Raw genomic sequence first — 22,854 nt, forward strand, 5'->3', positions numbered from 1 at the left:
AGCGCTTTACGCTTTTCCAACTTCTAGTACTTCAGCTAGTCGAACTGGCGATTCAAAGCCAGCCAGATTGAGTAGTACATTCCCATCACCTTTACCAAGGAGTACGCTGTTCACGTTTGCGTAAGTTGATACTTCAAATTCACGCGACTCCCCGTCTAGCAAACCACCCGCTTTCACGCTGTATTTGCCACCCGGCAATGGATTACCGTTTTCATCTAATCCGTCCCATTCAACCTTACTATCACCGGCAGGTTTTGCGCCTACGTCAAGGGTACGGACAAGCTGCCCTTGTGCGTTCTCAATGCGAACAAACATGTTGTCCAGCGCTTGAGGTACCTTAACCATGGCAGACATACCAGCGTTATCAGGTTTAATGCCTGCGGCACCGGGGACTAATACATCACGACCAACCAATGACGATGCTTGCAACGCTTGGTTAGAAGTCATGGATGAATTCAAACTTTCGAACTGATTATTCATCTTCCCGATACCATCGACGGTCGCAAATGAAGCCATTTGCGCAATCATCTGGTCATTGCTGACCGGCTTAAAAGGATCCTGTTGAGCAAGTTGCTTGGTGAGCAACGAAAGAAAATCTTCTTGGTTAAGATCGTTTTGTCCCGTTACTTTTTCAGGCTTATTCTGCTCTTGCAGGCTCTTAAGCTGATCAACATAGGACAAGCCGCTCTGACCAACATTGTTGATTCCGGCCATTACGTTACCTCCTTATCCCTATTGACCCATCTGCAGCGTACGCAGCAGCATTTGTTTGCTTGCATCTGCAACTTGCACGTTTGTTTGATACGCACGAGAAGCAGAAATCATATTAGCCATTTCTTCCATCACATTAACATTCGACTTAAAGATGTAGCCTTCGTCGTTTGCCATTGGATGCTCAGGGTTGTACTCAGCATCAAGTGGTTTATCACTTTCAATGATGCCCATTACCTTCACAGGAACATTGTGGTCGCGGTTATACTTCGCTTTGTTTAACTCAGCCCCAAACACAGCATGGCGTGCTTTGTAAGTTTCTTCTGCAGAACTGCTTACACTGTTTGCGTTTGCTAGGTTACTAGAGGTGGTATTTAGACGAACTGACTCAGCGCTCATGGCAGATCCAGTCACATTGAATACATTAAATAAGCTCATCTACTTACTCCCCTTTTAAGGCTTTAGTTAGGTTCTTAAACTTACTGCCTAAGAAATCCAGTGAAGCTTGATGACGAATTTGGTTTTGCATAAACAAGTTACGTTCCAAATCCACATCAACGGTATTGCCGTCACCCGTGTCCGGTTGTGTTGGTAATCGATACAGAGTATCCCCTGCAATATCAGTAGAGGCATGAATATGCCGACCATCTGTACGAGAAAGACCAAAGCTTGCCCCCGACTTTGCCGCTGTAAGCGCCTTATCGAAATCCATGCCCTTCGCTTTAAAGCCAGGAGTGTTCGCCTGTGCGATGTTGGTGGAAATCACCTCAGCATTGCGCTCACGTAAGCCAACAGTGTGCTGGTGTATCCCTAAAGCTTTATCAAACGAAATAGTCATATCTTGCCTCAACCAAAAAGAACTGACTTACCTGTGAATTATTTTGCAATCTGCGTGCCAAGTTTTAGTAGGTAGACAAAAGAAAATAAATTCACACTTTCAATACAAGCAAATATTGAGCCAAAGGCTATGCAACAGTAGGATTTTGTGCGTGTCTTTGAAACGATCCTCATAGATCATACGATCTTTAGGACCAATAATATTTGGAATGTCATTACTGAGTGTATACCCAACGTGGTCTTTCGTCAGCAATTGCATGTTTGTGGAGTACTAGGGTATAAAAAAGCCCAGCAATGATTGCTGGGCTTATAAACGTTGTTAATGTGATTACTTAAGCTTATATATGATACCAGGATTGCAACGAACCATATCGAATTTATCCGTCAATCCAGTCAACGACTCCGAAGCACCGAGAAGCAGGTAGCCTCCTGGATTCAAACATCCAGCCATTTGGTTAAGCACTTTTGATTTCATATCTGGAGAGAAATAAATCAAAACGTTACGACAAAAAATGATGTCGAACTTACCTAAAAGTGCGTAGCTATCCATTAAGTTTTGAGGGCGAAAGTTAACCATGCGCTTAACGTTATCTTTCACCTTCATTTTACTGTCGCCAGCATCTTCGAAGAAAATTTTCCTGCGCTCAGGAGAAAGGCCGCGACCAAGTGCCAAGTTGTCGTATATACCTGCGCGACATGCATCCAGCATGCTGGAAGAAATATCCGTCGCCGTAATAGATACATTAGATAACATACCCGGTTTCTTTGACTGTGTTTCTAAAATAGTCATAGCGATCGAATACGGCTCTTGACCAGAAGAACTCGCTGCCGACCAAATCTTAATTGGGCGCTTGTTTGCCGCTACTTCCGGCAATAATTTGTCTGACAACACCGAAAAAGGGTAACTATCACGAAACCAAAGTGTTTCGTTTGTCGTCATAGCATCGACCGCGGCAACTCTAAGTTCGCGGTTTCTGCCTGTGATCACATCTCTTAATAAATCAGAAAGTGACGCAACTTTAAATTTGCTTACCAGAGGACTCAATCGACTTCTGACCAAATACTGCTTGCTATCACCTAGTACAATCCCACATTGGGACTCTAGGAAACGGCTGAAATCGCGATACTCTTGATCGCTTATAGTTATCGCTGTCATTCAGTTCTCTTTAACCGGATACCGCTGCTTTAACTGCTGAGCCAAGCTCATCAGGATTAAATTTCGCAATGAACTCATTCGCACCAACACGCTCAACCATCGCTTGGTTAAATACACCACTCAATGAGGTATGAAGAATGACATGGAGATCTTTGAGACCACTATGACGGCGAATTTCTGCTGTCAATGTGTAGCCATCCATTTCTGGCATTTCAATATCGGAAATCACCAATGAAATTTGCTCGTAGATGCTACCTTCTTCCGCCATTTCAGCAAGTTTATCGTAAGCCTCTTTGCCGTCTTTCACAGCAATCGCTTCAAATCCCAAGCCTTCGATAGCACGTTGAACCTGTTTACGTGCAACGGTAGAGTCATCTGCAATTAGAATTCGACGAACAATATCTTTCTCTTCTTGAATGTTGGCAATCTCTTCTTTGATGTCTTCACTCATGGTTTCATCAATAGGAGAAATTTCCGCAAGAATTTTTTCTACATCGAGAATTTCGACTAATTCGTTGTCTATATTCGTAACGGCTGTTAGATAGTTAGCTTTACCTGCGCCATCAGGTGGAGGAAGGATCGACTCCCAGTGCATGTTAATGATCCTTTCAACAGAACTCACCAAGAATGCTTGGATGGTTCGGTTGAATTCTGAAATCACAACAAAGCACTTATCCAGATCGGTTGTTGGGCGACCACCAGTAGCCAAACTCAAATCGATAACAGAAACGGTTTGTCCACGAATGTGCGCGACACCTTTCACCAAAGGGTGTAAGTTAGGCATCGACGTCAGCTTGGGACACTGGAGTACTTCTTTAACTTTGAATACATTGATGCCATAACGTTGACGTCCCATTAGACGAAACGTTAAAAGCTCTAATCGGTTTTGACCGACGAGTTGTGTGCGTTGATTCACTGAATCAAGAATACCCGTCATAAGCGCATCTCCATCTCAAGCGTTTTCTAGTAAAGTATAATGAAAATCTAACAACCAAGATCATTACATACAAAATAGCGTATTATAAGGTAATTCTCAGTATGCAATCCATATCTAAGTGTAGAGCTTTCTGCAAAAAGTTTGGGAAAAGTATCGGCTTTTGTTTAACTTTCTTTAGCCTATATTGTTCCGCTGCTACTGAGCAACAGATCAAGGATATCCAAAACGCCGCCGAAGCACACGTAAAAGCAACCTTTAAGACAGCCTCATCGGACAAGTTAGATCTTAATGCAGCTAACTTGGATTCGCGCATAAAAGCAACAAGCTGTCCATCACCTTTAGTGACCTCTTCCCCCTCCAATTCTCGTTCAAATACCAATGTAACCGTACTTGTTGAGTGCGTAGAAGACAATTGGCGCGTGTACGTTCCGGTGCGAATAACCCTAATGCGCCCGTTAGTCACTGCTCTTCGTCCTCTAGCCAGAGGTGAACTAGTTAACAAATCAGATATTAGCATAACTTTTGTCGAACAACGTGCTTATCGTCGGTATGGTTTTAATCAGATCGATCAAGTTGCAGGCGCAAAACTTAAGAAAAACATCCGACAAGGTGAAGTTATCGAACGTCGAGATATTTGTGTAGTTTGCCGTAATGAAAGCGTTGTAATTAAAGCGGTTAAAGGGGAGTTAACCATAACCACGAAAGGAACCGCTCTCTCAGATGGCGCTCAAGGCGAACAAGTAAGAGTGAAAAATACCAAATCAAATCGTATAATTAATGCTATAGTTACTGGAATTGCAGAAGTAACTGTTACGTTTTGATCTGTATAAATTGGAAAATGAAAAAACTCGATCTTTTGAGTAAATTTTAGTTAAAGTATTCCAAATCCTTGTCGATATAATTTGTACAGGTTCTTTATAATTTGCGAATAAGGCTCAAACTATGGCAAGCATTGATCAATTAAGGTCCGGGCAGAATGTGGCAACCAGCCGCACTCAAACCCGCACAGATTCAAACGCTACGTCGCGTTCTGATTCTGTCGCCGAACCTAAAGGCGGCAAAGACGCTGTCTCGCTTAGCCAAGAAAGCAAAGCGATCGGTCAACTTCACCAATCCATGGCTGCCGAGCCCAGCTTTGATAGCGCGAAAGTCGCCGCTATTAAAGAGGCAATTGCAAACGGATCCTACACTGTAGATCCGGAGAAGCTGGCAGAAAATATGGTGAAGTTTGAAGATGAACTAGCTGGACTGTAATAGCTGCAGTCCAGCTTTTTTTCATTTCTTAATTTATGGCAACATTAAATAGTCTACTCGAATATCAAATCCAGAATGCTCAATCCCTTTCGGGTCTGTTAGAGCAGGAAAAAGTCGCGATCGCTAACCGTGTTTCTAAAGACATCGAATCCTTAGCGAAGCAAAAACTCGCCTTAATATCACAACTCCAACAAACCGACCAACGAATTGCCGAACATACTGACGTTGAGCAGCTTCAATCAAACACCGCATTTGCAGATAAAGTAAAGCAAGTGCAATCTCTCGTAGCAGAATGCCAACAGATGAATGAGATCAATGGTGACGCTTTACAGCGCGCTCAGCTAAGCTTCAATAAACTGCATAACCTAATGCAACAAAGCCGCGGCAAGATTGGTATGACCTACAATGCCGGTGGTCAAACTCACACGGTTTCAACACTTGGTACGAATATCAAAGCGTAACCCCATACCCAAGTGACTTCTTTCTAGCTTCTTGGGTATAAGCAAAATTACTGAATTTAAAAAGAAGCGGCAACCTAATAGGGTTGCCGCTTTTGTTTGAAGTGATCACTTTAGTTGATGTGATCGTTTAGTTGGAGCAATAGTATATTTCCCAGAAGAGAATAGCGGTTGTGTTCAATCAAAATAGAGTCGATTTCTTTTTAATTGGCACTTGCTGGACGTCACCGTATTCACGTAACTTATCCATCTTTTCTATATCCAGTTTCAGCTCAGTTACATAATTATCACCCACTGCATAGGTTCTAACGACCTCAGCACCACGGATCACACCGTCTACAGCTCCAGACGCATACTCGGTGCCTAGACGTTGATCTTCAAGATCCGATCGCGCACTAACACGTAAACCATACACTTGCTCTGCCAGTTCACGATAGGCATCAACTTTCGAAGCTCTTAACGCACGCACCTGCTTTTCTTCTGCTGTGCGCCCTCTTTGCTCACTAATACTCGCATACCCTACGGCAACTAAAACATTCTCGCCGCGGTTGTTAATAGGCTGGCAACCTACTGCCACCAGCACGGTAATCAATAAAAGTAACTTTTTCATCTCTCTCACCTTAATCTCTGCTTCGGCAATTCTATGGACGTAGAATAATTGTGTTCTGCGTTTTCATCTCTGGATCGGAGCGAATGATCACACCATCCTGAGTTCGAATGCTTCTCAAAGTTTCTAGGTCACGCCCAATACGATCTGCCGGCAAGAAACCTTGTGCTGTTGCGACAACAATACGGGTTTGCATACCAACCACACGTGCGTTTACTAACACACCACCTTCTTGACGCAACATCGTTCCCGTCAGAACGTATTTAACGTCTTGCTCTCTTGCCAACTCTTTCCAGTCGCGGCTAAAGGCAAAATCGCCCTCTTGCGTCACTCGAATAGAGCCTGTTGCTTTAAAGTCCACCACTTTAAATCCACGACGTTGAAATTGGTGAATAAAACCCTCAGAAACTGAGTTCCCTAACCAATTCGTGGTGTCCATATTTTGTAAATCAACAAAAGATGTAATGGCAATAGGTGAACGCGCCGACACACTGGTATTAGAAAGAATCAACTCTTCAGTTAAACTTTCTACAAAAAAATCCATGGTATGACGAGGCGTATCCATCAGCATAAATCGGCTGCCTGGATACGTGTCTTTACCATCGTATATTGGTGAAAATGCGCAAGATGCTAAAAGCATTGTCATTGCGACTACAAACCATTTCTTCATTCTCTTCATCTCCGGATATACTTGGTGTTATTACTCCAACGTGTTTACCAGTTGTTGGAACAATATTTGCTTTTCCTTAGTTGCTCGCTAAGAAAAAACTCACCGAAACCTGCTAACCAAGTATTTAGCAAAAAACATACCCAAATGGTAAAACACTGATGAAAAAATACGATTTGCGAACCATCTTGTTGATATTCAGTTTGATCTTTTCAACTGGACTTCACGCTGCATGGTATGAAGTCAATGGCGATGCCACCATAGTGTCAACAAAAGAGGCAGCAAGAATTCACGCCATAGAGGATGCGCTATATAAAGCAATGAGTTTTTCTGGTGCCGACATCGGCACGCTCAGCTTCATTCAGCCTTTTCTGGAAGATCCAAGACAGGAATATCAGTTTACCAATCACGAAGTTCGTTATGTCCGCATCGTTAACGAAGACACTTCAGGCGGCAAAGTCAGGTTAAAAGTTAGAGTGGATATTTACCCTTCGGCAAAGGGTTGCCATGTAGACCAGTATAAAAAGACATTTGCTGTGGGGCTTATCGATATACTCGAGCCCACTCAAGCCGTTATGGGCAGCATGTATTATCTCGGTAAAGATTACGGCACAATCATCAGCCGCCAATTAAATGAAGAATCACTGAGCTTTTATTCTGTAGGGACAACAGAATATGAGATCAGAAAAGATCAACCAGAAGTCGTCAAAATGCTGGCACAAGACACGGGTGCACAATACCTTATGACAGCAGCCATTACCGATCTCACTGCCACAGTCGAATCTTCATTGCTTGGGGGAGAAACCATTAACCGCCAGTTCGCTATGGAGGTAAGTGTGTTCGATGGAAAAACGGGCAATGAAATGTACACAAAGAACTATCGTGAAGTGGCACTCTGGCCTTTCCCGAAAACCAGTAAAGTAGACACCAAGGGTGCGCGTTTCTGGTCTTCTACCTACGGCGAAATGATGATGCGTGTTAGCCGTAACGTGATGCTGGATCTGGAATCTGAGCTGTCTTGCAAGATCACCTTGCCAGAAATTGTGTCGATAAAAGATAACACCGTAACCATCGACCTAGGTCGCCGTCATGGCGTGAAAAAAGGCGATGTATTGCAGCTTTGGCATACAGGAGCCTTTGTTGATCAGCACGGAATTGCCCGTAATCGCGTGTCTAAGAGTGATATAACGCTTACCGTAACGCGCGTCTATGATAAAGGTGCAGAGCTTTCAATCAATCAACCTAATCTCGCTCGAAGCGTTCAAATTGGCGATGTGATGCACAAACAAATTTTCGACTAAAACCAAACGCTTAACATCGGGAGAAAAATAGGTATGATAAAAATACTCTGCTCCCGTGGCACAGCTGGATAGCGCGGCCCCCTCCTAAGGGGCAGGTCACAGGTTCAAATCCTGTCGGGAGCGCCATATAAAACAAAGCCTTAGCTTATTTTTAAGCTAAGGCTTTTTTGTTTTCCACCATTCTATATAGCACCCATGTAGCAACTTTCTATTTTTCTGTAATTGGTGCTACACAGCCTGATATTGTAGATAAATTACGAGCCGGAACTCTCGATTTCATAAAAGCTAAGCCCAGTGAACTCATTTTTTGTCACTAGGTTTAAAAAGCTGTTTTCAGCATTCGACGTATATAGGCTTATCGGAGTGTCACTTAACTTAAACAACTTTGGAGTAGAAACCTTGTTGCGATCGACAACGAATCGTTTGTATGGTCTGGTTTTATGTATTCGACCATTGGGTTTGTAGTTTACCTCTGTCAATTCGCTGTCTAGCGCATCCAGTTTAGAAACAACATTTAATGCATACCATACCGAGTTATCAACATTCACAGGTAAAAACTCGCAAGATGCCCCGATCTTTTCCTGAAATTTAGGTGCTATGTCATGACGAATAACAAAAGTACTGCTCCCCCAAGCGGCAACCATTGGCTTCTCCAAATCTGCCGAGTCATCATGTATTAGCCAGTCGAGTGTTATAGGGTGCCAAGTTGATATCTTTGAAGAACCATCAAATATAAGCCATTCACCATCACGAATAACTTCTGAATTTGAGAGGCTTGTTTGTTCTAGATATAGGTATTTATCTACATCCGCTTGGATACCGAATACTTTAGTGAAAGCGTCTTCTTTAGCCTGCAATTTCATTTGCCCTTGTTCGTATAATTGGGAACAACAAAATAAAGGGCTAGTAATTCGTTGCTAGCCCTTCAAACATATGTTCGTTTTAATATTCGCTCAATCAAGTGTTAAGTCACTTGGCCAAATAAAGTATGCCCCGAACCGCTTGCTGTATTTTTGTTCTGCACCAACGTTGATGCCTTTTTCGGTAAGAATATGCTTATCCTCTTTGTAAGTCAGAAACCCAGCAGAACAGCATTTATCTAGAAACTCATTGGTCTTTAGTTTTAGCCTTTGAGCTACCTTTGAAGACGAGAGTTTAGTACCTTGGTTTTGCTTAACTTCAGAATCCTGATCTGACGCTTGTACACTTTCCACTTTTTCAAAAGAAATACGTACTTCATCGCTTATTCGTATAATTCTTTGTGCTTCTTCATAGGCGTCACGGAAAATGTCTGCATCTTCATGTCTATCAAGGAATATTCCCATTTCATTATTATTAACCTGACTGAACTCATACAGGTTTAAACTCGAAATGATACAAGACTCTTCGTTGATATAACACTTAGCGTGAAGGTTTTTGCAAAAGCTTGTGCGAACAAAAGAAAGCTCCTTTAACCAGTTAATTTCTTCTGGTTGCAGTTCACTTTTACCGTAGACAATTCTGATGTCTATTTTCATTCTATCTTTATCTTCAAGCAGTTCTTTAATTCGATCATTGAGCTTCAAAAAAGGGCTGATTAGGATAAGCCGCTCAGACGCATTTTTTATCAACTCTTCAAGATAATAATTCGTTGCGCTGGTGTTTAAAAATTTAGCCATAAGAACGTTCCTTGGTAACGTATTTATATTTGTTGGCTAAAAATACAGCTCGGTGTCAGCAAGCTCAATATGTTGAATATTGTATTTTTGAAATTTGAGAATGGAGTCGCTTACTTGATGGGACCAGCAGTTATAACTGGCTTAGTGAGAAAGGCGGCCAATTCATTTTGCCGCCTTTTATCTGACCTACTCTACTTTCAATGAGCCTTTCATAATTGCCCAGTGTCCTGGGAATGAACAAAAGAACGTCAGATCTTTGCCTTTTAGTTCGGCTGTAGAGAAAGTAACGGACGTGCTTTCCCCGCCGCCAATGATTTTTGTTGCAGCCAGTACGCGCTTGTCACCAGGAGGAACGTAATTATTGTCCAGTCCTGCTTTTGCAGAATCCAACGCTAAGGGTTGGAAGTTTGCGGTTTCGGTCAATACCCAATTATGCCCCATGACTGCCGAAGCCAAACTGCCTACATGTTTTAAATCAACAGTAAAGGATTCACAGCTGGAAGGGACACTAATTGCTTTGGTATTGAACTGCATGGCATCAGTTGCTTCGACGGTTACTTGACAAGGGTTTGCCAGCGCACTGAATGAAAACAGTCCGAGGAAAGCGATGAGAAACTTCTTCATTTGGGGGCTCCTTAACTTTTCTAGTCTATGTTTTAATTATTGATAACAACACGCATTATCAAGCTTCATTTAAGCATAGTGAAATATAAGGTAATAGAGGTTTAGATCATTAAATATACGACTATATATTGATATTTTCCGTACAAAGGTCTGAAAAACACTCATAAAATAAAAAACCAACTGCATATAAAGCTCAATTATTAAACTCTTTATGGATGGGATCTTGATTCATATACAGAGAAAATTGACAGAAATGATTAAAAATTTCTGATTTGCTTCGTTCATAAGATCCTTGAATCACTTCTAATGTAAAAATGTGACTGGGGTGCCGTGTGAGTTGCGACGCTCTTCAAACTAGTGACAAATTCTTCTATTCTTTTCGCCAAGTAACAAACATATCAATTTCGTCCTTTATGAAGAAAAGTAGCCTAACAACGAGTACCGGGCACAGGTTTATTTCTAAAAGCAAAACTGCATTTAAAATACACATCCACACCCCAGATGACACTGTAATGCATCGCTCTGTGGGGTTTGTGCGCATTGGTGAAAAGAAAGGTTTGAAAAAAGCCATCAAACTACGCAATGAACTTGGCAGGGAAATGTGGGGGAAATTTTGGCGTCGCTTGTTAAAAGACCCGTACTTAATGACCCGCTTACCCCACAGTGTGGAGCCTGTCATTGTTTATAAGCCGAACCCAACAAAATCCGATCCTGAACATCGGGATGCGTGTTATTTGGCAAAATGGCGAGAATTCAATGAAAGCGGCGAGTACAAATACAAAACCAAAGTTTGCTCTATTAACAAACACGGTAAACTTGCAGCTTATACACAAACCAAAAAAGCGTTACTTGAAGCACATAAAAACAATATCGAGATTCTGACCTATATGGGTCGTCTTAACAGTATTGATTTGAAATAGTTATATCCAAACAGCCTCAATATGCTAGGTGCAGCGAGAATGACACCTGAAATAAAAAAGACCGCATAGTAGCGGTCTTTTTCGTTGAAGTACTGCAATTAAGCGTTTGCTTCACGTTCTGCAATAAATGCTAATGCCATTTTGATACGCGCAACAACACGCTCTTTACCGATCAGTTCCATAACGGCATCAACCGATGGTGATTGGCCACCACCAGTTACAGCAACTCGAAGTGGCATACCAATTTTACCCATACCAATTTCTAGTTCTTCACAAACCGCGGAGATAACACCTTCTTTGATGTTAGTTGTTGTCCACTGATCCAATGCTTCTACTTTTGCAAGCGCTAGCTCCAATGGACCTTTTGCAACACCACGTAAATGCTTCTTCGCAGCGCCTGCTTCGAACTCAGAGAAATCTTCGTAGAAGTAACGGATTTGCTCTGCAAGTTCTACCAACGTATTGCAGCGCTCACCAACCAAAGTGATAACACTTGTAATGGCCGGACCATTTTCAGTGCTTAGGTTTTGATTCTCTAAGTGCCACTGAAGGTGTTCTGCTACATATGCTGGATCCGATGTTTTAATGTAATGGTTGTTCAACCAATGCAGTTTTTCAGTGTTAAATGCTGAAGCCGATTTAGAAATCGCGTCAAGGCTAAACAGCTTAATCATTTCTTCTTGTGAGAAAATTTCCTGATCGCCATGAGACCAACCAAGGCGAACAAGGTAGTTGTTCAACGCATTTGGAAGGTAACCTTCGTCGCGGTATTGCATTACAGAAACTGCACCATGACGTTTTGACAGTTTTGCCCCATCGTCACCCAGAATCATTGCGCAATGAGCAAACGTAGGAACTGGTGCACCCAACGCTTCATAAATGTTGATTTGACGAGGGGTATTGTTGATGTGGTCTTCACCACGAACAACATGTGTAATACCCATATCCCAATCGTCAACAACAACAACAAAGTTATATGTTGGCGAACCATCGGTACGGCGAATGATAAGATCATCCATTTGATCATTACTGATTTCGATACGACCACGGATTTGGTCATCAAAAACAACACTTCCTTCTTTTGGATTGCGGAAGCGTACTACACATGGTTCACCGTCTTTCGCGGCTTCATTTGCAGCTTTAATTTTTGGGTGATTTGCATCGTAACGAGGCATTTCTTTATTTGCTTCTTGTTCTTCACGAATCTCGTCAAGAAGCTCTTTCGATGCATAGCACTTGTAAGCTTTATCTTCAGCAAGCAACTTATCTACTTGTTCGTTGTAACGATCAAAACGCTTAGACTGGAAGTAAGGACCTTCATTCCACTCTAAACCAAGCCATTTCATACCTTCTAGAATCGCATCAACGGCTTCCTGAGAGTTACGCTCCAAATCGGTATCTTCGATACGCAGAACGAATTCGCCGCCCTGATTCTTTGCAAATAACCAAGAGTAAAGTGCAGTACGCGCACCACCGACATGCAGATAGCCAGTTGGGCTAGGAGCAAAACGAGTTTTAACCGTCATGGGATTTCCTTTGGGTGTTTAAAAGCGGCACCCAATAGGGTACCGCGTAAATAAGGATAAAAATTGGCGACATTTTAACACCCAATTGCAATTGTACAATGGGGAAAAATGAAGATGAATGGCGAGTTAAGACGTGCTTTGGAGTGCCATTTGAGTTTCTTGGTGCATCTCACGGAGTAGAAGGTACAAAGGCAACCCAAGAGATACCCCCACAAGGCACGTACCCAAAATGGGTTTCCAAGGTTGAGTAAAGCCAATTTTTTTACTGTCGTACAATATAAATCCAATAAGAACAGCCGCAGAAATCAATACGTCCAACCACGCAAATAACCCTATTTTATTGCTGTTGATGTGCTCGATGATGAGAGAAATTGAAAAACCAAACTCTCCGAGCCAAGAGAGCAAGGCTGAGTAAGGAACCACAGTTCCTACAATGCACGCTACCAAATAAAAACCTTTCATACTGCCTCCTGATATCCATATGGGAGAAATCCATTCCCAGAAAATATGTAACGCTTGTTGACCTTCCCCTTGATGGAAGGTTTATGCTCAGCACTCATCAAAAATCTGACGAGAAGCGCTATGACCGACTACTCCATCTCACTACACGGGCTGAACTGCATGGGGTGTGCAAAGAAAGTAGAAAAAGCTTTGCTCAAAATCCCAGACACATCCGTGATATCAATTGATAAAGACCAAGTCAATCTTGTTAGCTCAGCTCCGTTAAGTACGATCTTTCTTTCAATTGAAAGTTTAGACTATCAAGCAGGAGCTCAAACTGAGGTTACGCTATCCGGTTTAAATTGTGGGAAATGTGTTAAGAAATTAGAGCAAGAATTTGCACAACATTCTCACATTGCGCGCTTTGAAGTAACAAAAACGAAAGCCACCGTCGTTGGTCTACTAAGTGAACACGACATCGTAGAGATTGTTGAAAACACAGGCTACTCCGCCTCTCCATTGAAGAGCCATGATACGGTTGATGTTGATAGTGAATCAGATAGCGACGCCTTGGAAGAAGAGAGTCAAAGAGAGGATATCTCACAAAACCTTTCATCCCCATCCAAACTGCACACGGAATCAGAAGCTTTTAACACCATTCAACTAACGCTGACCGGATTGACCTGCGCGAGCTGTGTCTCTTCTGTCGAAAAAGCGCTAATGCACGTCGATGCAGCTCAAAAGGTACAAGTAAACCTCGCAGAACAATCTGCATTAGTTTTTGTTCATGACAATTCGAGCGACACCAGTGAAAAACTGATCCATTCCGTTAAAAATGCCGGTTACGGTGCTGAAGTAGTAACCAACGAACAAGATCGACGAGAACAACAAGCGTTGTTATCAGCTCAAGTTATGACACACCACAAAAAGGCGTCTCTTCTTTCACTCTCTATCGGTGCACCGCTGATGCTATGGGGCGTTTTTGGCGGCAACATGATGATTCGACATACGCAAGATCAGTGGGTGTGGGGTGTTATAGGGTTATTGTGTTTATGGCTCCTCGCCGTTCCAGGCAAGCATTTCTTCGTTAATGCATGGAAATCGCTGCAACACAAACGCGCGACCATGGATACTTTGGTCGCGCTAGGTACGGGGGCTGCTTGGCTGTTTTCTATGATCGTTGTTCTCTTTCCTGAGTGGCTTCCCCCAGCTTCGCGACATGTGTACTTCGAAGCCAGTGCCATGATCATTGGCTTAATTTCGTTAGGTCACTTTATAGAAGCCAAAGCAAAAGCAAAAACCACCCGCTCACTCGAAGCATTGATAAACTTGCAACCCGAGACCGCGATCGTCATTCATGCCGATGGTTCAGAAAAAGAGCTGCCGCTTCAGTCTGTCATAAAAGGCATGAAGCTGCGTATCCAACCGGGCGCAAAAATTCCCGTCGACGGAGTCATTGTCCAAGGTGAAAGCTACATTGATGAATCGATGTTAACAGGTGAACCGGTTCCCAAAGCAAAGAAAGTGCAAGACACGATATCCGCAGGCACACTCAACCAAGATGGATCCTTGGTCATTGAAGCGACGACCATCGGGGAAAACACTATGCTTGCTCGTATCGTCTCTCTCGTTCGTCAAGCGCAAAGCAGTAAACCACAAATAGCCAAACTTGCCGACTCCATTTCAGCCGTTTTTGTTCCTATTGTCGTATCCATCGCAATAGGTGCGTCATTGATTTGGTTTGCAGTTGGCCCTGACCCTAAAGCCAGCTACATGCTCATTGTAGCGACCACGGTTCTTATTATTGCCTGCCCTTGCGCCCTAGGGCTTGCCACCCCTCTTTCCGTTACGGTTGGTATAGGTAAAGCTGCTGAAATGGGTGTCCTTATCAAAGATGCCGATGTGCTTCAGCAAGCCAGCAAAGTGGATATGGTGGTATTTGATAAAACGGGCACACTGACTGAAGGTCGCCCTAGTGTCGTCAGTGCTCACTACTTGGATAACTGGACACCAGAAAGCTTACTTCCTTTGATATTTACTGTGGAAAATGCTTCAGAACATCCGCTCGCTAAAGCCCTGTGTCAATTCGCAGAAAAGCATCAAAACAGCGAACTTTCTGCCGACCATTTTCAAAACCATCGTGGACTCGGTTTATCTGCGATCGTGAATAATCAGCAAATTGATATTGGTAACCGAAAATTCATTGAAGCTAAAGCAGATCTTCCAAACGTTACTAACCAAATTGAAGGTGAGTTTACCGAAGTATTTGTTCTGGTCGATAACCAACCAGCGGCCAAAATATTCATTGCAGATGCCATTAAACCTGACGCCAAAAACGCGGTATCTCTACTTCACGAGATGGGAATCAAAGTTGCCATGCTCTCTGGCGACAACACAACCGTAGCCGAATCTGTCGCCAAAGAGCTGAAAATAGATCATGTCATTGCTGATGTGTTGCCCGATCAAAAAGCTTCTCACATTCAATCTTTGCAAGCGCAAGGTTTCTCCGTTGCGATGGTGGGTGACGGTATAAATGATGCCCCAGCCCTTGCCTTAGCTAATGTCAGTATGGCTATGGGGGGTGGTTCTGATTTAGCCATAGAAAGTGCACAAATGACACTACTGAATGCGTCACCTCTTACGGTTTCGAAAGCCATCAAACTTTCGAAAGCGACCGTGAAGAATATGAAACAAAACCTATTTGGCGCCTTTATTTACAACACACTAGGCATTCCTATTGCCGCTGGTGCTCTTTACCCCGCATTTGGATTTTTACTCAGCCCAGTTGTTGCTGGTGCTGCTATGGCACTCTCATCGATCACCGTTGTGAGTAACGCCAACCGCTTGCGATTGTTCGACACAAAATAAACCATAATATGAGGTGAATTATGAAAATCTCCCGCTTTATACTTACACTCGGAATGCTTACATCTGCTTCAGCAATGGCGGCGCAGGTCGTCACCCATAAATCTCCATATTGCGGGTGCTGCTCAGAATGGGTGAAACACATGGAGAAATCCGGTTTTGATGTGGAAATAAAAGACTACAAAAACCTTAACCCAGTAAAACAAAAGCTTGGTGTATCTCCAGAATTAGCCTCATGCCATACCTCAGAAATTCAAGGTTTTGTGTTTGAAGGTCATATTCCTGCAAGTGACATAGAAGCATTTCTAGAAAACCCGCCAAAACAAGCGATGGGGCTCGCCGTTCCGGGAATGCCATTGGGGTCGCCAGGAATGGAATATGGCGATAAAAAAGATCAATACGATGTGTATGCATTCAACAAAAAAGGGCATACCTTCGTGTTTTCTACGCACAACCAAGCCGAATAATCTTGTATAAGTAGGGTTTGTTGCTCGTAATTGAATGAAATAAAAACAAAAGCCGAAGCAATTGCTTCGGCTTTCGTTATCAATACACTTGGTTGTTATGGCGTATAGTAAGTCGCTGCTCCAGGACCAACTGGCAAACCAAATACGAATACCCAGATGTAGAACAAGAAGCTCCAACCCACTAAGAAGCAGATCGAGTACGGCAGCATGGTTGCGATAAGCGTACCAATACCTAAGTTCTTCATGTAGCGAGTCGCAACAGCCAAAATCAGACCAAAGTAACTCATCATAGGAGTAATGATGTTCGTCGTAGAGTCACCAATACGGTAAGCTGCCTGAATGGTTTCAGGAGCGTAGCCCACCAGCATAAGCATTGGAACGAAGATAGGTGCTGTTACCGCCCACTGAGCAGAAGCAGAACCGATCATCAAGTTGATGAAGCCACACATTAGAATAAATGCGAAGAACAACATAGGACCCGTTAAACCAACGCTCTGCAAGAAGTCTGCACCTGCAACCGCAAATACCTGACCAAAGTTAGTCCACTTAAAGAAAGCAACAAACTGAGCAGCAAAGAACACGAGTACGATGTACATGCCCATTGATGACATAGATTTCGCCATCGCATCGATAACATCGCGATCCGTTTTCATTGTGCCTACAACTTTACCGTAGACAAAACCTGGAATAGCGAAGAAAACGAAGATAAACGCGACGATACTTTTGAGGAAAGGCGAACCCGCTACTTCACCCGTTACTGGGTTACGTAAAACGCCGTTTTCAGGCACGATAGTCCATGCCAGTAAAGCACTCACACCAAGAACAGCAAGACCAGCCAGCTTCAGACCTTTTTTCTCTTGCGCACTCAGTTTACCCATTTCATCGTTAGACAGATCTTCAGACGCTTCTTCTGAATTGTATTTACCTAGCTTCGGCTCAACAATTTTCTCGGTAACAAATGCACCAGTAATAGAGATAAAGAAGGTAGAAACAAACATGAAATACCAGTTTGATTCAGGGCCAACAGAATACGTTGGATCAATCATTTGCGCCGCGGTTTCAGTAATACCTGAAAGTAACGGATCAACAGTACCGATAAGTAGGTTTGCTGAGTAACCACCCGATACACCAGCGAATGCTGCTGCCAAGCCTGCCAAAGGGTGACGACCTAAAGAATGGAATAACATTGCCGCTAGTGGGATAAGTACCACATAACCAAGCTCTGAAGCAGTATTGGAAATGATACCTGCGAAGACAACCGTGAAGGTTACCATGCGCTTAGAAGCACCCATAACCATGCCACGCATTGCCGCAGAAAGTAGACCAGAATGTTCAGCAATCGCGACACCCAGCATAGCAACCAATACGGTTCCTAGCGGTGCAAAACCAACAAAGTTTTTAACGAGATTAGTCACGATAAGCTGTAAGCCTTCTGCATTAAGCAGGCTTACAACTTGAATCATACCATCTGCAGCACGACCCTTTGCCCCTTCTGGGCGCGGATCCATTACGGAGACTTCAAAGTACCCCGCAATACCGGACATAACCAGAATAGCGACACAGAATATAGCGAATAAAGTAATCGGATGGGGCAATAGGTTCCCCAAATATTCCACACCATCAAGAAAACGTGTAAACAGTGACTTTTTAGGTGGATATTGTGTATTTGAAGCAGATGAACTCATCTGTTCCCTCCTTGTAGTAATTCCTAACTTTTTTTGACACAGCCATCAAAAAAGCACGCGGAGATTACGTTACATGGAGAGCAAATTAAAGTCATAAGTGTTACAAAAAGTGAACTATTAACAAATTTAAAACCAAAATCACGATTTTATTTAAACTAATCATCCAAAAAAATTATACTTTACGACATATCAAATACACAAATAAGAAACTTATTGCATTTCTATTTACGCTTTTTCACTTTTCCCTGAACCGCTTTAAAGCGAGGGTTTGTTTTGCAAATCACGTAAACACGACCACGGCGTTTCACGATCTGGCAATCTGGGTGACGTTGTTTCGCACTTTTCAAAGAACTTAGAACTTTCATTACTCACTTACCTCTTCTTTTGCTACAGATTTCATCCCGCCAAAACGACGGTTAAAGTTAGCTACTCGACCTTCTTTATTAACAACGCGCTGTTTACCCGTGTAGAAAGGGTGTGATTCAGACGAAACATCTAGCGTGTAGTATGGGTAAGTATTGCCATCTTCCCATTCAATAGTGCGATCCGTTTGTAGGGTTGAACCAATCAAAAAGTACTTATCTACACTTGTATCGTGAAATACAACTGTTCTGTAATCAGGATGAATATTCGGTTTCATTTGTTAAACTCCAAAAAATCTTAACCGTTATGTTATAACAAAACACATTGATAACGATTCTCAATTGAGAATGCAAGTTTTTTTTATGTTATGTTCCATTTAGTTCCTGAATTACTACTCTCTATTTCCGACCATGAATCACACTATTTCTCCTATTGGTTTTGTTGAATCCCCATACAAAGAAAAGTTCGCAGTCCCGCGCCAGCCGAGGTTAGCGCCACACTCGACAGCTCGAATTCGTTTATGTGGAAAAGCAAATTCACCTGAAGCAATCAGAGGAATTGAGCAATTTAGCCACGTATGGCTACTTTTTCTGTTTGACCAAAATTTGTCCGGTGGTTGGAAGCCAACTGTTCGTCCTCCGCGATTAGGTGGCAACGAAAGAATCGGCGTATTCGCGTCACGTTCAACATTTCGACCAAACGGAATGGGTATGTCTGCAGTAGAACTAAAAGGCGTAACTAAAGAGGGAGATCAGGTCTTTTTGGAGCTGGGAAGTGTCGATTTAGTGGATGGCACCCCGATTATGGACATCAAGCCGTATATTCCCTACTCCGACTCGATTCCAGATGCCACTGGCGGTTACGCAGACCAAGAACCAAAAACGTTGGAAGTCAGTTTTCTCGCTGCGGCATGTGAGGTAATAGACACTCATCCAAATCGTACGCAAATTTACCAAGTACTCACCGAGGTTCTAGGGCAAGATCCGCGACCTGCATACAAGAAAAAGAAGCAAGATAACAAAGAATATGCGGTAAATTTGTTCGATTTAAACGTGAAATTTACGGTCAACAACAACTTAGTGGTCGTCAGGGCAATTGAACACTTTTGACAATGACAATTGGCTGATATCATAAGCGGCTTAACTGGGGTTATTGACCCTACATCCTTGAATGGGAAACCTTTACTCTAGCCTACTCCGGCTTGAGTATCTAACTTTGATAAACGGATAAATTTAATGCGTACCAGTAACTATCTTCTTTCTACTCTGAAGGAGACCCCAAACGACGCAGAAGTAGTGAGCCACCAGCTCATGCTACGTGCAGGTATGATCCGTAAGCTGGCTTCAGGTTTGTACACCTGGCTGCCTACTGGTCTACGTGTATTGCGTAAAGTCGAAAACATCGTTCGTCAAGAAATCAACAATGCCGGTGCAGTTGAAACTTTGATGCCCGTTGTCCAGCCGTTTGAACTATGGGAAGAAACAGGCCGCAGCGAAAAGATGGGCGCTGAACTTCTTCGCCTTACTGATCGCCATGAACGTCCGTTTGTACTTAGCCCTACTGCTGAAGAAGTCATTACAAGCCTAGTGCGTAACGAAGTTAATTCTTACAAGCAACTTCCGCTAAATCTGTACCAAATTCAAACTAAGTTCCGTGATGAAAGACGCCCTCGCTTCGGTGTTATGCGTTCACGCGAATTCTCTATGATGGATGCGTATAGCTTCGATATTGATAAAGACGGCCTACAGAAGTCTTACGAAGCCATGCACGATGCCTATTGTAAAGCGTTCGATCGCATGGGTCTTAACTACCGTCCTGTTCTTGCTGACACGGGTGCTATTGGTGGTAACGGCTCCCACGAGTTCCACGTTTTAGCAGAAAGCGGTGAAGACCTTATCGCCTTCTCTTCAGAGTCAGATTACGCTGCAAACATTGAAAAAGCAGAGGCACTTGCCCCAGCAACAGAACGTGCAGCGCCAACTCAAGAAATGGCAATGGTGGATACGCCAAACGCAAAAACCATTGCGGAACTGGTTGAACAATTTGATCTAGCCATTGAAAAGACGGTTAAGACTCTCTTTGTAAAAGCATCTGACGAAGTTGAAGCAGACATCATTGCGCTTATTGTTCGTGGAGACCATGAGCTTAATGAGATCAAAGCGGAAAACCTTGCGCAAGTAGCCTCTCCTTTAGAGATGGCAACAGAAGAACAAATCCGCGCATTGATTGGAGCGGGTCCCGGTTCTTTGGGTCCTGTTGGTCTTGAACTGCCATTCATTGTAGATCGTAGCGTTGCAGCAATGAGCGATTTTGGCGCAGGCGCAAACATTGATGACAAGCACTACTTCGGTATTAACTGGGGTCGTGATGTCGAGCTTGGGCAAGTCGAAGACCTACGTAACGTTGTGGAAGGCGATCCTAGCCCGTGTGGTCAAGGTACAATTCAGCTGAAGCGCGGTATCGAAGTCGGTCACATTTTCCAGCTAGGTAAAAACTACTCTGAGAAGATGAACTGTGGCGTGCTTGGTCCCGATGGTAAAAATACCATTCTAGAAATGGGTTGTTATGGCATTGGTGTTACTCGTGTTGTCGCTTCTGCAATAGAACAAAACCACGATAAACACGGCATTATTTGGCCAGATGCTATCGCACCATTCCAAGTTGCCATTGTTCCTATGAACATGCACAAATCAGAGCGTGTGAAAGAAGCAGCAGAAAAGCTGTACGCTGAACTAACCGCAGCAGGCATTGAAGTCCTATTTGACGATCGTAAAGAGCGCCCAGGTGTCATGTTCTCGGATATCGAACTGGTGGGTGTTCCCCATACTATCGTTATCGGTGATCGCAGTATGGACGAAGGCAACTTCGAATATAAAAACCGCCGTAAAGGTGAGAAAACAGCTGTAGCTATCGATAGCGTCATAGAGCATGTTCAAGCGCAACTTGCCTAATACAATTCACTGACTTCGTTCGTCAATTCTAAACCTTCTAAAAGAGCAACATTGTTGCTCTTTTTTCTTTTCTTAATACCATTCATCTTTAATTCATATTGAGAAACGTATTCTGTGTTTGTTGTTTAAAACGGAGTCGAGTATGGATCTCAAAAGCCTATTAAACCAAGCGCTAAATTCTGATTTGATGAAACAAGGCAGTCAAACTCTTAGCCAAAGTGCGCATAGTCTCGGAAACAGTGCACAAAAGCTGGGGCAAGACAAAAGCCAGTTAGCAACATTAGGAGCAGGTGCAGTAGGAGGTGGTTTAATTGGGTTACTCATGGGGTCCAAAAAGTCCCGTAAAATGGGGAAGAAAGCATTAGGAGTCGGCAGTGCCGCAGCTCTAGGTGCTTTGGCTTTTAAAGTGTACAACGACTGGCAAAAAAGCCAGCCGGGGAATACTTCCCCTTCTCCCTCACCACGGTTGAGTGAAGATCAACACAGTATTTTAATTCTCAAAGCCATGATAGCAGCCGCAAAAGCGGATGGTCATGTCGATGAACAGGAACAATTAAAAATTCAACAAGCCGTCACAGAGCTTGGGGCAGACGATTCAGTCAACCAATTGGTTCAATCGGAATTAAACAAGCCTCTCGATCCTTCAGACATCGCTCGTTCTGCTTCCAATAAAGAACAAGCAGCCGAAGTCTATCTTGCGTCATTACTTGTCGTTGACGAGCAAAACTTTATGGAAAGAAGCTATTTAAAAGAACTCGCTAGCCAGTTAGGGCTTGCTGATGACTTAGTGTTGCAGTTAGAGGCTCAAGTTAATACATAACCGTTTTACTCAGATGGCTCTGTTCCCCCTTTTAGGGGCCATCTGAGACTTTACACTTCCTTAGAGTGCTCAAATAACAGTCACTCCATTCCCCATATTGCGCTAAGACAAACTCATGTTTTGATTTTGTTTTTTTGTATATTGAGGTCAATATCGTAACTCTGTATATTGGCTCCAGTTTTCATTTTCTAGGTAATCTTTATGAAAGTATTCGATTGTTGCGAGCTCATTCGTCAGATGTACGCTCAAATTGGCAGTGGTGATCAAGCTTACGTACCGAACGCGATTGCGTGTTCAATTCGTACCTTTAACGATATAGCATCAGACACAGCCCTTCCTGATGAAGTGCGTGAGAAAGCCGCTTTTGCTGCAGCTAATTTATTGATTTCGGATTTTGAGGACAAATAATGAATTTAGCGAACTACGAATCAATGGACCCCGTCATGCTAATGAGTATTGTGAACATGAAGCTTCGCGATGATTTTGGCGGCGACCTCGACAAGCTCGTCGTTTTCTTCGACATAGACAGAAGTAAATTGGAAGCAAGACTGGCAACGGCTGATTTTGAGTTTCTACCTGACGCAGGTCAATTCAGATAAAAAAATG

General features: G+C 43.1%; 27 protein-coding genes and 1 tRNA gene. 13 read left to right on the forward strand and 15 right to left on the reverse strand.

The annotated features are described in order from the left end of the window. Nucleotides 1–6: 6 nt before the first annotated feature. The 5 genes from Q8W40_RS02745 to Q8W40_RS02765 all read right to left on the reverse strand — a co-directional run bounded on the left by Q8W40_RS02745 (nt 7) and on the right by Q8W40_RS02765 (nt 3,641). Nucleotides 7–714, reverse strand: a complete 708-nt coding sequence (locus Q8W40_RS02745) for a flagellar hook assembly protein FlgD (RefSeq protein ID WP_104399148.1) — start codon at nt 712–714, stop codon at nt 7–9. An 18-nt stretch (nt 715–732) separates the two neighbouring features. Beyond that, complete coding sequence (gene flgC / locus Q8W40_RS02750; RefSeq protein ID WP_101113466.1) at nt 733–1,149, reverse strand: flagellar basal body rod protein FlgC; 417 nt, start codon at nt 1,147–1,149, stop codon at nt 733–735. Between the two features lie 4 nt (nt 1,150–1,153). After that, complete coding sequence (gene flgB / locus Q8W40_RS02755; RefSeq protein ID WP_104399146.1) at nt 1,154–1,549, reverse strand: flagellar basal body rod protein FlgB; 396 nt, start codon at nt 1,547–1,549, stop codon at nt 1,154–1,156. Between the two features lie 327 nt (nt 1,550–1,876). Further along, nucleotides 1,877–2,704, reverse strand: a complete 828-nt coding sequence (locus Q8W40_RS02760) for a protein-glutamate O-methyltransferase (RefSeq protein WP_305395780.1) — start codon at nt 2,702–2,704, stop codon at nt 1,877–1,879. 10 nt (nt 2,705–2,714) lie between these two features. After that, nucleotides 2,715–3,641, reverse strand: a complete 927-nt coding sequence (locus Q8W40_RS02765) for a chemotaxis protein CheV (RefSeq protein ID WP_305395781.1) — start codon at nt 3,639–3,641, stop codon at nt 2,715–2,717. 101 nt (nt 3,642–3,742) lie between these two features. On the opposite strand from Q8W40_RS02765, the gene flgA reads away from it, so the two are divergent. The 3 genes from flgA (at nt 3,743) to Q8W40_RS02780 (ending at nt 5,356) form a co-directional block, all read left to right on the forward strand. Beyond that, nucleotides 3,743–4,462 carry a flagellar basal body P-ring formation chaperone FlgA gene (gene flgA, locus Q8W40_RS02770; protein ID WP_101113462.1) on the forward strand — a complete coding sequence of 240 codons (720 nt, stop codon included), beginning with the start codon at nt 3,743–3,745 and terminating at the stop codon, nt 4,460–4,462. Nucleotides 4,463–4,583: 121 nt separating this feature from the next. Further along, nucleotides 4,584–4,895 (forward strand): flagellar biosynthesis anti-sigma factor FlgM, encoded by a 312-nt coding sequence (gene flgM, locus Q8W40_RS02775; protein ID WP_101113461.1) that lies wholly within the window; start codon nt 4,584–4,586, stop codon nt 4,893–4,895. A gap of 35 nt (nt 4,896–4,930) precedes the next feature. Beyond that, nucleotides 4,931–5,356 (forward strand): flagella synthesis protein FlgN, encoded by a 426-nt coding sequence (locus Q8W40_RS02780; RefSeq protein WP_126607853.1) that lies wholly within the window; start codon nt 4,931–4,933, stop codon nt 5,354–5,356. A gap of 178 nt (nt 5,357–5,534) precedes the next feature. Here Q8W40_RS02780 and Q8W40_RS02785 read toward each other — a convergent pair whose 3' ends face one another. Beyond that, nucleotides 5,535–5,963, reverse strand: coding sequence for an LPP20 family lipoprotein (locus Q8W40_RS02785; RefSeq protein WP_101113459.1), 429 nt, complete (start codon nt 5,961–5,963; stop codon nt 5,535–5,537). A gap of 31 nt (nt 5,964–5,994) precedes the next feature. After that, nucleotides 5,995–6,630, reverse strand: coding sequence for a FlgO family outer membrane protein (locus Q8W40_RS02790; protein ID WP_104399140.1), 636 nt, complete (start codon nt 6,628–6,630; stop codon nt 5,995–5,997). 158 nt (nt 6,631–6,788) lie between these two features. Between Q8W40_RS02790 and Q8W40_RS02795 the strand changes: the two genes are divergently transcribed. Together Q8W40_RS02795 and Q8W40_RS02800 are read left to right on the forward strand one after the other, a co-directional pair. Next, nucleotides 6,789–7,928: a flagella assembly protein FlgT gene (locus Q8W40_RS02795; RefSeq protein WP_126607855.1), complete on the forward strand. Its 1,140-nt coding sequence runs from the start codon at nt 6,789–6,791 to the stop codon at nt 7,926–7,928. A gap of 49 nt (nt 7,929–7,977) precedes the next feature. After that, nucleotides 7,978–8,054, forward strand: a tRNA-Arg gene (locus Q8W40_RS02800). A gap of 128 nt (nt 8,055–8,182) precedes the next feature. On the opposite strand, the gene Q8W40_RS02805 is transcribed toward Q8W40_RS02800, so the two are convergent. The 3 genes from Q8W40_RS02805 to azu all read right to left on the reverse strand — a co-directional run bounded on the left by Q8W40_RS02805 (nt 8,183) and on the right by azu (nt 10,210). Beyond that, complete coding sequence (locus tag Q8W40_RS02805; RefSeq protein WP_305395782.1) at nt 8,183–8,791, reverse strand: imm11 family protein; 609 nt, start codon at nt 8,789–8,791, stop codon at nt 8,183–8,185. A 90-nt stretch (nt 8,792–8,881) separates the two neighbouring features. Beyond that, nucleotides 8,882–9,586: a phospholipase D family protein gene (locus tag Q8W40_RS02810; protein ID WP_305395783.1), complete on the reverse strand. Its 705-nt coding sequence runs from the start codon at nt 9,584–9,586 to the stop codon at nt 8,882–8,884. A gap of 186 nt (nt 9,587–9,772) precedes the next feature. Beyond that, a complete protein-coding gene (gene azu / locus Q8W40_RS02815; RefSeq protein ID WP_305395784.1) occupies nt 9,773–10,210 on the reverse strand; it encodes an azurin in 438 nt (145 codons plus the stop codon). Nucleotides 10,211–10,623: 413 nt separating this feature from the next. Here azu and Q8W40_RS02820 point away from each other — a divergent pair, with 413 nt between their 5' ends. Next, complete coding sequence (locus tag Q8W40_RS02820; RefSeq protein ID WP_101113444.1) at nt 10,624–11,130, forward strand: Fe3+-citrate ABC transporter substrate-binding protein; 507 nt, start codon at nt 10,624–10,626, stop codon at nt 11,128–11,130. A gap of 98 nt (nt 11,131–11,228) precedes the next feature. On the opposite strand, the gene gltX is transcribed toward Q8W40_RS02820, so the two are convergent. After that, nucleotides 11,229–12,656: a glutamate--tRNA ligase gene (gltX, locus tag Q8W40_RS02825; RefSeq protein WP_305395785.1), complete on the reverse strand. Its 1,428-nt coding sequence runs from the start codon at nt 12,654–12,656 to the stop codon at nt 11,229–11,231. Nucleotides 12,657–12,782: 126 nt separating this feature from the next. Then, complete coding sequence (locus Q8W40_RS02830) at nt 12,783–13,118, reverse strand: DUF2834 domain-containing protein (RefSeq protein WP_101113442.1); 336 nt, start codon at nt 13,116–13,118, stop codon at nt 12,783–12,785. Nucleotides 13,119–13,238: 120 nt separating this feature from the next. On the opposite strand from Q8W40_RS02830, the gene Q8W40_RS02835 reads away from it, so the two are divergent. Next, nucleotides 13,239–15,965, forward strand: coding sequence for a copper-translocating P-type ATPase (locus Q8W40_RS02835; protein WP_305395786.1), 2,727 nt, complete (start codon nt 13,239–13,241; stop codon nt 15,963–15,965). Between the two features lie 20 nt (nt 15,966–15,985). After that, complete coding sequence (locus tag Q8W40_RS02840; RefSeq protein WP_305395787.1) at nt 15,986–16,429, forward strand: DUF411 domain-containing protein; 444 nt, start codon at nt 15,986–15,988, stop codon at nt 16,427–16,429. Nucleotides 16,430–16,524: 95 nt separating this feature from the next. On the opposite strand, the gene Q8W40_RS02845 is transcribed toward Q8W40_RS02840, so the two are convergent. The 3 genes from Q8W40_RS02845 to Q8W40_RS02855 form a co-directional block, all read right to left on the reverse strand. Next, on the reverse strand, nt 16,525–18,114 hold the full coding sequence (locus Q8W40_RS02845) for an AbgT family transporter (protein ID WP_101113439.1): 1,590 nt from the start codon (nt 18,112–18,114) through the stop codon (nt 16,525–16,527). Nucleotides 18,115–18,335: 221 nt separating this feature from the next. Next, the gene (gene ykgO / locus Q8W40_RS02850; protein ID WP_004401614.1) at nt 18,336–18,479 is read right to left on the reverse strand and encodes a type B 50S ribosomal protein L36; all 144 of its coding nucleotides are present in this window, start codon (nt 18,477–18,479) and stop codon (nt 18,336–18,338) included. Further along, nucleotides 18,479–18,754 (reverse strand): type B 50S ribosomal protein L31, encoded by a 276-nt coding sequence (locus tag Q8W40_RS02855; RefSeq protein WP_101113438.1) that lies wholly within the window; start codon nt 18,752–18,754, stop codon nt 18,479–18,481. Before Q8W40_RS02855 ends, ykgO begins: the two co-directional genes overlap by 1 nt. A gap of 133 nt (nt 18,755–18,887) precedes the next feature. On the opposite strand from Q8W40_RS02855, the gene tsaA reads away from it, so the two are divergent. The 5 genes from tsaA (at nt 18,888) to Q8W40_RS02880 (ending at nt 22,847) form a co-directional block, all read left to right on the forward strand. After that, nucleotides 18,888–19,586 (forward strand): tRNA (N6-threonylcarbamoyladenosine(37)-N6)-methyltransferase TrmO, encoded by a 699-nt coding sequence (tsaA, locus tag Q8W40_RS02860; protein ID WP_305395788.1) that lies wholly within the window; start codon nt 18,888–18,890, stop codon nt 19,584–19,586. Nucleotides 19,587–19,712: 126 nt separating this feature from the next. Further along, nucleotides 19,713–21,428 carry a proline--tRNA ligase gene (locus Q8W40_RS02865; protein WP_305395789.1) on the forward strand — a complete coding sequence of 572 codons (1,716 nt, stop codon included), beginning with the start codon at nt 19,713–19,715 and terminating at the stop codon, nt 21,426–21,428. A 142-nt stretch (nt 21,429–21,570) separates the two neighbouring features. Then, nucleotides 21,571–22,248, forward strand: coding sequence for a tellurite resistance TerB family protein (locus tag Q8W40_RS02870; protein ID WP_305395790.1), 678 nt, complete (start codon nt 21,571–21,573; stop codon nt 22,246–22,248). A 201-nt stretch (nt 22,249–22,449) separates the two neighbouring features. After that, nucleotides 22,450–22,656 carry a YaeP family protein gene (locus Q8W40_RS02875; protein WP_101113434.1) on the forward strand — a complete coding sequence of 69 codons (207 nt, stop codon included), beginning with the start codon at nt 22,450–22,452 and terminating at the stop codon, nt 22,654–22,656. Beyond that, a complete protein-coding gene (locus Q8W40_RS02880; protein ID WP_305395791.1) occupies nt 22,656–22,847 on the forward strand; it encodes a DUF4250 domain-containing protein in 192 nt (63 codons plus the stop codon). Before Q8W40_RS02875 ends, Q8W40_RS02880 begins: the two co-directional genes overlap by 1 nt. Nucleotides 22,848–22,854: the final 7 nt, after the last annotated feature.

The sequence above is a fragment of the Vibrio penaeicida genome (assembly GCF_030689305.1).
Classification (GTDB): domain Bacteria; phylum Pseudomonadota; class Gammaproteobacteria; order Enterobacterales; family Vibrionaceae; genus Vibrio; species Vibrio penaeicida_B.

Coding starts and splice junctions, on each gene's coding strand:
- Q8W40_RS02820 (WP_101113444.1), top strand. CDS start 10,624: ATGAAGAAAAGTAGCCTAACAACGAGTACCGGGCACAGGTTTATTTCT.
- Q8W40_RS02835 (WP_305395786.1), top strand. CDS start 13,239: ATGACCGACTACTCCATCTCACTACACGGGCTGAACTGCATGGGGTGT.
- Q8W40_RS02745 (WP_104399148.1), bottom strand. CDS start 714: ATGGCCGGAATCAACAATGTTGGTCAGAGCGGCTTGTCCTATGTTGAT.
- gltX (WP_305395785.1), bottom strand. CDS start 12,656: ATGACGGTTAAAACTCGTTTTGCTCCTAGCCCAACTGGCTATCTGCAT.
- ykgO (WP_004401614.1), bottom strand. CDS start 18,479: ATGAAAGTTCTAAGTTCTTTGAAAAGTGCGAAACAACGTCACCCAGAT.
- Q8W40_RS02760 (WP_305395780.1), bottom strand. CDS start 2,704: ATGACAGCGATAACTATAAGCGATCAAGAGTATCGCGATTTCAGCCGT.
- Q8W40_RS02875 (WP_101113434.1), top strand. CDS start 22,450: ATGAAAGTATTCGATTGTTGCGAGCTCATTCGTCAGATGTACGCTCAA.
- flgC (WP_101113466.1), bottom strand. CDS start 1,149: ATGAGCTTATTTAATGTATTCAATGTGACTGGATCTGCCATGAGCGCT.
- Q8W40_RS02830 (WP_101113442.1), bottom strand. CDS start 13,118: ATGAAAGGTTTTTATTTGGTAGCGTGCATTGTAGGAACTGTGGTTCCT.
- flgA (WP_101113462.1), top strand. CDS start 3,743: ATGCAATCCATATCTAAGTGTAGAGCTTTCTGCAAAAAGTTTGGGAAA.
- Q8W40_RS02880 (WP_305395791.1), top strand. CDS start 22,656: ATGAATTTAGCGAACTACGAATCAATGGACCCCGTCATGCTAATGAGT.
- Q8W40_RS02780 (WP_126607853.1), top strand. CDS start 4,931: ATGGCAACATTAAATAGTCTACTCGAATATCAAATCCAGAATGCTCAA.
- Q8W40_RS02840 (WP_305395787.1), top strand. CDS start 15,986: ATGAAAATCTCCCGCTTTATACTTACACTCGGAATGCTTACATCTGCT.
- Q8W40_RS02870 (WP_305395790.1), top strand. CDS start 21,571: ATGGATCTCAAAAGCCTATTAAACCAAGCGCTAAATTCTGATTTGATG.
- Q8W40_RS02805 (WP_305395782.1), bottom strand. CDS start 8,791: ATGAAATTGCAGGCTAAAGAAGACGCTTTCACTAAAGTATTCGGTATC.
- Q8W40_RS02795 (WP_126607855.1), top strand. CDS start 6,789: ATGAAAAAATACGATTTGCGAACCATCTTGTTGATATTCAGTTTGATC.
- Q8W40_RS02865 (WP_305395789.1), top strand. CDS start 19,713: ATGCGTACCAGTAACTATCTTCTTTCTACTCTGAAGGAGACCCCAAAC.
- Q8W40_RS02790 (WP_104399140.1), bottom strand. CDS start 6,630: ATGAAGAAATGGTTTGTAGTCGCAATGACAATGCTTTTAGCATCTTGC.
- tsaA (WP_305395788.1), top strand. CDS start 18,888: ATGAATCACACTATTTCTCCTATTGGTTTTGTTGAATCCCCATACAAA.
- azu (WP_305395784.1), bottom strand. CDS start 10,210: ATGAAGAAGTTTCTCATCGCTTTCCTCGGACTGTTTTCATTCAGTGCG.
- Q8W40_RS02845 (WP_101113439.1), bottom strand. CDS start 18,114: ATGAGTTCATCTGCTTCAAATACACAATATCCACCTAAAAAGTCACTG.
- Q8W40_RS02810 (WP_305395783.1), bottom strand. CDS start 9,586: ATGGCTAAATTTTTAAACACCAGCGCAACGAATTATTATCTTGAAGAG.
- Q8W40_RS02765 (WP_305395781.1), bottom strand. CDS start 3,641: ATGACGGGTATTCTTGATTCAGTGAATCAACGCACACAACTCGTCGGT.
- flgB (WP_104399146.1), bottom strand. CDS start 1,549: ATGACTATTTCGTTTGATAAAGCTTTAGGGATACACCAGCACACTGTT.
- Q8W40_RS02855 (WP_101113438.1), bottom strand. CDS start 18,754: ATGAAACCGAATATTCATCCTGATTACAGAACAGTTGTATTTCACGAT.
- flgM (WP_101113461.1), top strand. CDS start 4,584: ATGGCAAGCATTGATCAATTAAGGTCCGGGCAGAATGTGGCAACCAGC.
- Q8W40_RS02785 (WP_101113459.1), bottom strand. CDS start 5,963: ATGAAAAAGTTACTTTTATTGATTACCGTGCTGGTGGCAGTAGGTTGC.